This is a genomic window from Amycolatopsis sp. NPDC089917, assembly GCF_040684635.1.
Lineage (GTDB): Bacteria > Actinomycetota > Actinomycetes > Mycobacteriales > Pseudonocardiaceae > Amycolatopsis.
This window is the reverse complement of record NZ_JBFBGL010000082.1, coordinates 21345-29907: the sequence shown is the minus strand read 5'-3', so window position 1 is coordinate 29907 and position 8563 is coordinate 21345. Positions and strand designations below refer to the sequence as shown.

General features: G+C 66.7%; 6 protein-coding genes. 4 read left to right on the top strand and 2 right to left on the bottom strand.

Going from position 1 to position 8563, the window contains the following annotated elements; translation table 11 throughout:
* Positions 1-97: 97 nt before the first annotated feature.
* Positions 98-1063 (bottom strand): tryptophan--tRNA ligase, encoded by a 966-nt coding sequence (gene trpS, locus AB0N89_RS36610; RefSeq protein WP_364214801.1) that lies wholly within the window; start codon positions 1061-1063, stop codon positions 98-100.
* A 334-nt stretch (positions 1064-1397) separates the two neighbouring features.
* On the opposite strand from trpS, the gene AB0N89_RS36605 reads away from it, so the two are divergent.
* Positions 1398-1697: a YciI family protein gene (locus AB0N89_RS36605; RefSeq protein WP_364214798.1), complete on the top strand. Its 300-nt coding sequence runs from the start codon at positions 1398-1400 to the stop codon at positions 1695-1697.
* A gap of 21 nt (positions 1698-1718) precedes the next feature.
* On the opposite strand, the gene AB0N89_RS36600 is transcribed toward AB0N89_RS36605, so the two are convergent.
* Positions 1719-1877, bottom strand: coding sequence for a hypothetical protein (locus AB0N89_RS36600; protein ID WP_007028942.1), 159 nt, complete (start codon positions 1875-1877; stop codon positions 1719-1721).
* Positions 1878-2089: 212 nt separating this feature from the next.
* Here AB0N89_RS36600 and typA point away from each other — a divergent pair, with 212 nt between their 5' ends.
* From typA to AB0N89_RS36585, 3 genes are all read left to right on the top strand, one after another.
* Positions 2090-4012, top strand: coding sequence for a translational GTPase TypA (gene typA / locus AB0N89_RS36595; RefSeq protein WP_038508522.1), 1923 nt, complete (start codon positions 2090-2092; stop codon positions 4010-4012).
* 574 nt (positions 4013-4586) lie between these two features.
* On the top strand, positions 4587-6323 hold the full coding sequence (locus AB0N89_RS36590; RefSeq protein WP_364214794.1) for an ABC transporter family substrate-binding protein: 1737 nt from the start codon (positions 4587-4589) through the stop codon (positions 6321-6323).
* A gap of 287 nt (positions 6324-6610) precedes the next feature.
* Positions 6611-8416 carry an ABC transporter family substrate-binding protein gene (locus tag AB0N89_RS36585; RefSeq protein WP_364214791.1) on the top strand — a complete coding sequence of 602 codons (1806 nt, stop codon included), beginning with the start codon at positions 6611-6613 and terminating at the stop codon, positions 8414-8416.
* Positions 8417-8563 lie beyond the last annotated feature (147 nt).

Sequence of the window (8563 nt, the reverse complement as noted above, 5' to 3'; positions counted from 1 at the left end):
CCCTGCTCGCAAGTCCGTGAAGGCCTCCTTGAGGGACCCAGAGTCCCTCAAGGAGGCCTTCACGGAACGTCAGCCGGAACGTCAGCCGGCGCGTCTTTCAGCCGGCACCGATGAGACGCAGCGCGGACTGGAGCCGGTGCTCACCGCGTTCCGCCGCCCGGACGGCGCCCGCCTTGCGGACCCGCTCCAGCTCCCCGGGGTCGGCGAGCAGCGCCAGGGCGCGCTCCCGGACCGGCCGCAGCTCCTCGATGAGCGCCTCGGCGACAGCCTCTTTGACCTGGCCGTAGGAGTCGAAGCGCTCGGCGAGGTCTTCGGGCTTCTCCCGGGTGCACGCCGCGAGGATGTCCAGCAGGTTCGCCATCCCCGGCCGGGTTTCCGGCGCGTACGCGGGCGTCGATCCGCCGTCGGTCTTCGCGCGTTTGATCTTCCGCCTGACCTGGTCGGCTTCGTCGAGGAGGAAGACGACCCCGGCTTCGTCCCGCGTGGACTTCGACATCTTCCGCGTCGGCTCGGCGAGGTCCATGACCCGCGCCCCGGCGGGCGGCAGGACCGCCTTCGGCATGGTGAACACGTCGCCGTAGGTGGAGTTGAACCGTTTGGCCAGCGTTCTCGCCAGTTCGACGTGCTGCCGCTGGTCCTCGCCGACCGGGACCTCGTCCGCGCCCTGGAGCAGGATGTCGGCCGCCATCAGCACCGGATAGGTCAGCAGGGAGAGCCGGACCCCGGCCTGTCCCTTCGACTTCTCCTTGAACTGGATCATCCTGGCGGCCTCGCCGTAGTTGCAGGTGCATTCGAGGACCCAGTTGAGGGCGCCCAGTTCGCGGGCTATGTCGGATTGCACGAACACGCGGTCCGGCTCGATCCCGGCCGCGATCAGCACGGCCAGCTGCTCCGACGCCATCGAGCGCAGTTTCGCCGGATTGTGCGAGTTCGTCATGGCGTGCAGGTCGGAGACGAAGTACAGGTCGTCCGGCCCGCCCTCGTCCGCCCAGCGCCGAATGGCCCCCAGGTGGTTCCCGACGTGGACATGGCCGGACGGGGTGATCCCGGACAACCTGATCATCTGCCTTCTTCCTTCCGGATTCGGGCCGCCCCAGGGTCCGGGCACGAAAAAGGCCGCCCGGTGGGGCGGCCTGGTGGTGCGCTGGTCTGGTTCAGCGCAGGACGTCGGGGCCGCCGGAGGGCGGCCACCACTGGGCGTTCTGCGCGCGCATGCGATATATCCTACAGAGTGGCCCGCGGTTCGTCCTCTGGATTCGGTAGTTCGACGCCGAAGTACCGCGTCCAGGGGACGAAATGCAGGTGATTTCACTCATTCCGGGCACGTGGCGTCAATACTTCGTATCGGCTGATCCAGTACGCCTGTCACATTGGTGATCCGGGTCTACCTTCATCTCATGTATGTCGTCCTGTTGACCTACACCGCCCCTATCGAAGAAATCGACTATGTGCTCCCGGATCACGCCGATTGGCTGACCAAGCAGTACGAGCACGGCAATTTCCTCGCCTCCGGCAGGCGCAATCCGCGCATCGGCGGCGTCATCATCACCAGGCCCATGGCCAGGGGAAAGCTGGACGCGATCCTCGCGACCGACCCCTTTTCGATCAAGCACATGGCCGCCTACGAGGTGATCGAGTTCTCGCCGACCAGAACCGCGCCGGAACTGCGGATGGTCAACGAGGCGGTGGTGCACTGACGATCATTGACGACAACGCGGTCAAGCCGCTTTCGCGATCTTCGTTTTCGCCTTTTTCAGGGCGAGAACGGGGCATTTGCCGCATCGTGACTTCGAACGGCAGCATTTCTTCTTGACCTTGCCCGACTTCATCCATTTGCGCACGAGCTTGTGCGGGTCGTCGGGTAGTTTCTTGCCCACTCGCGCTCCTTGATCGGACTGCGTCGGCGACGCCTTCACGTTAGGTGAGGCTAACCGATCTTGGGGCGTGGGGGTGCTCACAGTTCGGCTACAGGTACGCTGGTGTGGTCCGCGTATGGCCAAAGTCGGCCGACGTTACCTGATCGCGTGAGTTGAGCGATCGGGGCGGCGCGGGCCACCACACCCGAACTTGAAACCTTTGGAGCCCTCGCGTGCCCGCAGCCAGCGCCACCGCAGTCGATGCCGGCCGCTCGTCCGGCAAGACCCGGCCCGACCTGCGCAACGTCGCCATCGTCGCACACGTCGACCACGGCAAGACGACCCTCGTCGACGCCATGCTCCGGCAGTCCGGCGCGTTCGAAGAGCGCGCCGAACTCGTCGATCGCGTGATGGACTCCGGAGAGCTCGAGCGGGAAAAGGGCATCACCATCCTCGCGAAGAACACCTCCATCCACCGCGAGACCGAGAACGGCCCGGTGACCATCAACGTCATCGACACCCCCGGCCACGCCGACTTCGGCGGCGAGGTCGAGCGCGGACTGGCCATGGTGGACGGTGTCGTGCTGCTGGTGGACGCCAGTGAAGGCCCGCTCCCGCAGACCCGGTTCGTGCTCCGCAAGACCCTCGAGGCCGGTCTGCCGGTGATCCTGGTCGTCAACAAGACCGACCGGCCCGACGCCCGGATCTCCGAGGTCGTCGAGGAGACCCACGACCTCCTGCTCGACCTGGCCGGTGACATCGAGGACGCCGATCTCGACGCGATCCTCGACCTCCCGGTCGTCTTCGCCTCCGCCCGGTCGGGCAAGGCGAGCCTCGAGCAGCCCGCCGACGGCGCGGTGCCCGAGAGCGAGAACCTCGACCCGCTGTTCGAGACCCTGCTGCGCCACGTGCCGCCGCCCTTCGCGGACAAGGAAGGCCCGCTGCGCGCGCTGGTCACCAACCTCGACGCGTCGAACTTCCTCGGCCGGATCGCGCTGATCCGCATCCACTCCGGCAACCTGCGCAAGGGCCAGACCGTGGCCTGGATGCGCGAGGACGGCAGCATCCAGAACGTCCGGATCTCCGAACTGCTGGTCACCGAGGCGCTCACCCGCGTCCCGGCGACCGAGGCCAGCGCGGGCGAACTGGTCGCCATCGCGGGCATCCCCGACATCACCATCGGCGACACTCTCGCCGACGTCGAGAACCCCGAGGCGCTGCCCCGGATCGCCGTCGACGAGCCCGCCATCTCGATGACCATCGGTGTCAACACCTCGCCGCTGGCAGGCCGCAGCGGCGGCGACAAGGTCACCGCGCGTCTGGTCAAGGCCCGGCTGGACCAGGAGCTGATCGGTAACGTCAGCATCAAGGTGCTGCCGACCGAGCGCCCCGACACCTGGGAGGTCCAGGGTCGTGGCGAGCTGGCGCTGGCGATCCTCGTCGAGCAGATGCGCCGTGAGGGCTTCGAGCTGACCGTCGGCAAGCCGCAGGTGGTCACCAAGACGATCGACGGCAAGCTGCACGAGCCGTTCGAGCGCCTGTCGATCGACGCCCCGGAGGAGCACCTCGGCGGCATCACGCAGCTGCTGGCCGCCCGCAAGGGCCGCATGGAGCACATGGGCGGGCACGGCACCGGCCGCATCAAGCTCGACTACGTCCTCCCGGCGCGCGGCCTGATCGGCTTCCGCACCGACTTCCTCACCGAGACCCGCGGCACCGGTATCGCGAACCACGTGTTCGAGGGGTACTTCCCGTGGGCGGGCGAGATCCGCACCCGTCACTCCGGCTCCCTGGTCGCCGACCGCTCGGGCCCCATCACCGCGTACGCGATGATCCAGCTCGCCGACCGCGGCACCTTCTTCGTGGAGCCGGGCGCCGAGGTGTACGAGGGCATGGTCGTCGGTGAGAACCCGCGTGCCGAGGACCTCGACATCAACATCACCAAGGAGAAGAAGCTGACCAACATGCGTCAGTCCTCCGCCGACGTGATGGAGACGCTGGCCCGCCCGCGCAAGATGGGCCTGGAGGAGGCGCTGGAGTTCTGCTCCGTCGACGAGTGCGTCGAGGTCGCCCCCGACGTCGTCCGCATCCGCAAGGTCACGCTGGACGTCAACCAGCGCGCCAAGGAGCGCAACAAGATGAAGAACCGCGGCTGATCCGCACAGTCGACGCCGAAGGGCGCCTGCTCACTCACCGTGAGTAGGCGCCCTTCGTCTTTTCGGCCGCACAGCCGGTCACGCACCGTATTCGATCGGGCGGTCTTCGTGAGAGCAAGTCCTTTCTCGACAATTCCGAAGGGAAAGCCGATCTCCTTTTCGGACGGTGTTCACAACGCCGGAACGGCGTCATGCCGCCGCGAGAAGTGTTGCGGTGCGAGGCGCGCCGAGAACACGGATCGGACACGACACGAAACAAAAGATCCGAAATGCGTCCGGATAGGACTCGCGATGACGATCGTTTCCTTCGGTGAATCGTCCGGCGGCGAACATTCCGGCCGCCGTTCCGGAATGTTCCGGGTCGCGGAACCCATTGCAGGACGGGCCCGGTTCGGCGGGGCCAGAAAACTGCCGGCGGGGCAGGAACCCAGGAGGCCTCCCGGACGTCCACCGGAGGAGGGCGGCATCCGGTCGGGCGACGACCGGGCCGATATGGGAATCTCGCTGCCGAGGCCATGTCCGGCGTGATAGCTGTATGGCGACGGGGCGAGGGACAAACCAGGAGGATCCAGGCGTGCGGTTAGCGACCACAGCGGCACCCGTTCTGGCGTGCGCGGCCGTGCTCCTCGCCGCCTGCAGCAACACCCCGCCCCCGCCCGTGGTCAGCTCCTCGGCCTCGCCGGTGAGCACGTCGACCACGAAGACGCCTTCGCAGGTCGTCGTGGGGGTGGACGACGTCCTCGGCGGCTACAACCCGCACGTCCTCGCCGACGCCTCCCAGGTGACGTCGGCGCTTTCGCAGCTGCTGCTCCCGTCGGTGTTCCGCCCGAAGGACGACGGCAGCTTCGAGCTGGACAAGAGCCTGATGAAGTCCGCCGAGGTCATCTCGCAGCAGCCGTTCACGGTCGCGTACACGATCCGGCCGGACGCCTCCTGGTCCGACAGCGCGCCGATCGCCGCCGAGGACTTCGCCTACCTCCGCGAAGCGATGCGCGACCAGCCCGGCACCATCGGCGCGGCGGGCTACCGGCTGATCTCGGACATCCAGTCGCGTGAAGGCGGCAAGCGCGTCGAGGTCACCTTCGCGAAGCCGTACCCGGGCTGGCAGACGCTCTTCTCGAACCTGCTGCCCGCCCATCTGCTCAAGGACGCCCCGAACGGCTGGCAGGGCGCGCTGGCGACGGCGTTCCCGGCGGTCGGCGGCCCGTACTCGATCAAGGGCCTCGACACGGCGCGCGGAGAGGTCGTCCTGGAGCGCAACGAGCGCTATTGGGAGAAACCCTCCGCCCTCGACCGGATCGTGCTCCGTGCGGCCGATCAGGAGGGCATACTGGCCGCCCTGCGCAGCGGCAACGACCAGTTCGCGATGACCAGGACCGACGGCACCGGCCTCAAACGGCTCGGCGAACTCGGCTCGGCCGTCCAGCTGCACACGGTCGCCCGCCCCACGGTCGCGCAGATCCTCCTGCGGCCGGTGAGCGCGACGCTGTCGGATCCCAAGGTGCGCGAAGGCGTCACCGCGCTGATCGACCGCGGCAAGCTGATCACCGAGGCGGCGGAGGGCGGCCCGTCGGACAAGCTCCACGCCGACGCCCAGGTCCGCGTCCCGTCGGCCCCGGGCTTCCAGCCGACGATCCCGGCCCCGGGCCCGCCGTCGGCCGCGGATCCGGCCAGGGGCGAGGAACTGCTCAAATCCGCCGGCTACACCAAGGAAGCCGGGACCTGGCGCAAGAACGGGAAGAACCTTTCGCTGGTCGTCGCCTCGCCCGCCAAACAGGAGCCGTACGCGACGATCGCCAAGGAGCTGACGGCGCAGCTGGTGGCCGCGGGGATCGAGGTCAACGCGATCGCGCCGCAGCCGAGGGAGCTGTTCTCGACGCTGCTGGCCATGCCGGTGCTCAACGGGGTCCAGCAGACGACCCCGGAGGGCGCGGGCAACGTCGGCATCGACATCGCGGTGATCGGCCAGGTCACCGGCGGTGCGGACGTCGCGTCGGTGCTGGCGTCGGCCTTCGGCTGCCGCCCCGATCAGCTCGCCGACAAGACCAAGGCCGTCGTGCCGGGGAACCCGCTGGGCTTCTGCGACCCGGCGCTGCAGCCGTCGATCGACGCGGCCCTGACCGGGGCGGCCCCGGTCGCCGACACGCTTTCGGCCCTCGAACCGGAATTGTGGCGTCGGAATGTTGCCATTCCGTTGTTCCAGCTGGCCGATACCCTCGCCATCGGCTCTGGTATTTCCGGAGTAACCGCTGGTCCTCCTATGGTGGGCCCTTTCGGGTCGGCGGTGAACTGGACGAGGGGGCCGAAGTAGCCGTTTCGAGTCCGAGTCCGACCCTGGAGGGTGACCTTTCCCGGCACGTTCGAGTGGCGGACTGATTCCTCAAGGTAACCACTGTATTTCTTGATGTCAGCCGCAAGTTACCCTTTGGTCACGATCGCCCCGGAACTGGTGACTGTTCGTGCATTTCCTTTCTAGCGTGCACCGGCAGTGCGCCAAATGAGTGTTGCTTGGCGTGTCATAGGCTCCGGGCCATCTCACCGGAGCGGTGTGGGGTCCTGTTCCGATCTCAGGAGCCCAGTGCTAGGAGGGCACACTTCATGAGGAAGTCCAAGGCAGTCTCCGCCTGGTCGCTGGTCGCGGCCTCCGCGCTTGTGCTGAGCGCATGCAGCGGTGGCGACAGCGGCAGTACCGACCAGAACGGGTCGTCGACCGACATCAAGAGCATGGCGGTCGGTAAGGCGCAGAACGGCGAGAACTTCAAGCTCGCGGACACCAAGGGGTACGAAGGCACCGTCACGGTGGGTATCGACGACGGGTACTCGGGCTACAACAACGACACGCCTGACACCAACACGTCGTACAACACCTACATCCTGACCGCCGTGCTCGCCGGTGCCGATGTGCTCGACGGCAACAACAAGGTGCTGCTGAACAACGACGTCTTCGACTCCTGGGAGGTCACCTCCAAGTCGCCGCAGACCGTCGTCTACAAGATCAAGCCGAACGTCAAGTGGTCGGACAACGAGGCGTTCGACTGCGACGACATGTACCTGTCGTGGCTGGCGCACTCCGGCAAGGCGAAGACCTCCGACGGCAAGCAGGCCTTCCTCGCCGCTTCGACGACCGGCTACCAGCTGATCAACGAGGCGACCTGTAAGGACGACCTGACCTTCGAGACCAAGTACACCGAGCCGTACCTGGACTACAAGGGTCTGTTCAACTCCACCGCGATCATGCCGGCGCACATCGTCGAGAAGCGGTCGAACGTCCCCGACATCACCAAGCTGACCCCGACCAGCGACCCGGCGCAGCTCAAGGCCGCCGGTGAGTTCTGGACCAACGGCTTCAAGGCCTTCAAGGCCGAGGACATGCCGGCTTCGGGTCCGTACAAGATCACCGCGTTCGACGCCAACCAGAAGGCCGTCACGCTCGAGAAGAACCCGAACTGGATCGGTGGCAAGGGTGGCCCCTCCAAGATCGTCGTGAAGGCGATGGAGGACACCAAGGCCATGGCGACCGCGCTGCAGAACGGTGAGATCGACATCGCCGCTTCGACCCAGCCCGACGCCACCGCCGCCAACACCATGAAGGGCCTCGCCGCCCAGGGTGTGACCTACGGTTCGGCCTCGCAGCTGACCTTCGAGCACATCGACCTGAACTACAAGCGCATGTTCAAGGACAAGAACCTGCGCAAGGCGTTCTTCGAGGTCGTCAACCGCCAGGAGATCACCGACAAGCTGCTGAAGGAGGTCCAGGCCGACGCGACCCCGCTGAACAGCATCGTGTTCATGCCGGGCGAGCAGGGCTTCAAGGACCTGTACAGCAGCAAGGCCGGTCTGGGCGCCGAGGCCGCGGCCAAGACGCTGACCGACGCCGGCTGGGTCAAGGGTGGCGACGGCATCTTCGCCAAGGACGGCCAGCGCGCGTCGTTCAAGATCTCGCACAACCAGAACACCCGCCGCCAGCAGACCGTCGAGATCATCATCTCGCAGGCCAAGGCCGCCGGCATCGAGATCACGGACGACCAGGACGCCAACTTCCTGAAGGGTGGCCGTCTCGCGGCCAGCGACTACGACGCCGCGCTCTTCGGCTGGTCCGCCGCTCCGTTCAAGGCCGAGCAGAAGTCGATCTACATCACCCGTGTCGACGACAGCAGCCAGAACTACCAGGGTCTCTCGAACCCGACGATCGACTCCTCCTTCGAGGCGGCCGTGAAGGCCACCGACGAGGCGGTCCAGCTGGAGAGCTACCAGAAGGCCGACCAGGCGATCGCGGACGAGTACGCGACCCTGCCGCTGTTCCAGACCCCGTCCATGTGGGCGTTCAAGGGCATCGACCGCACTTACATGCAGTCGTACAACGGTGTCCTGTGGAACGTCGGTGAGTGGGAGCAGAAGAAGTAGGGCTTCCGCCCCGCTTTTTCACCACTCGCTTACGCGATCCTGGTGGTAGGGGGCCCGGCCACAAGCCGGGCCCCCGTACCAGCCGGAAGTAGCTGTTGACCGTAGGGTTACCGCCACTACGGTGGACAACCGGGCAGCGGTCCAGCA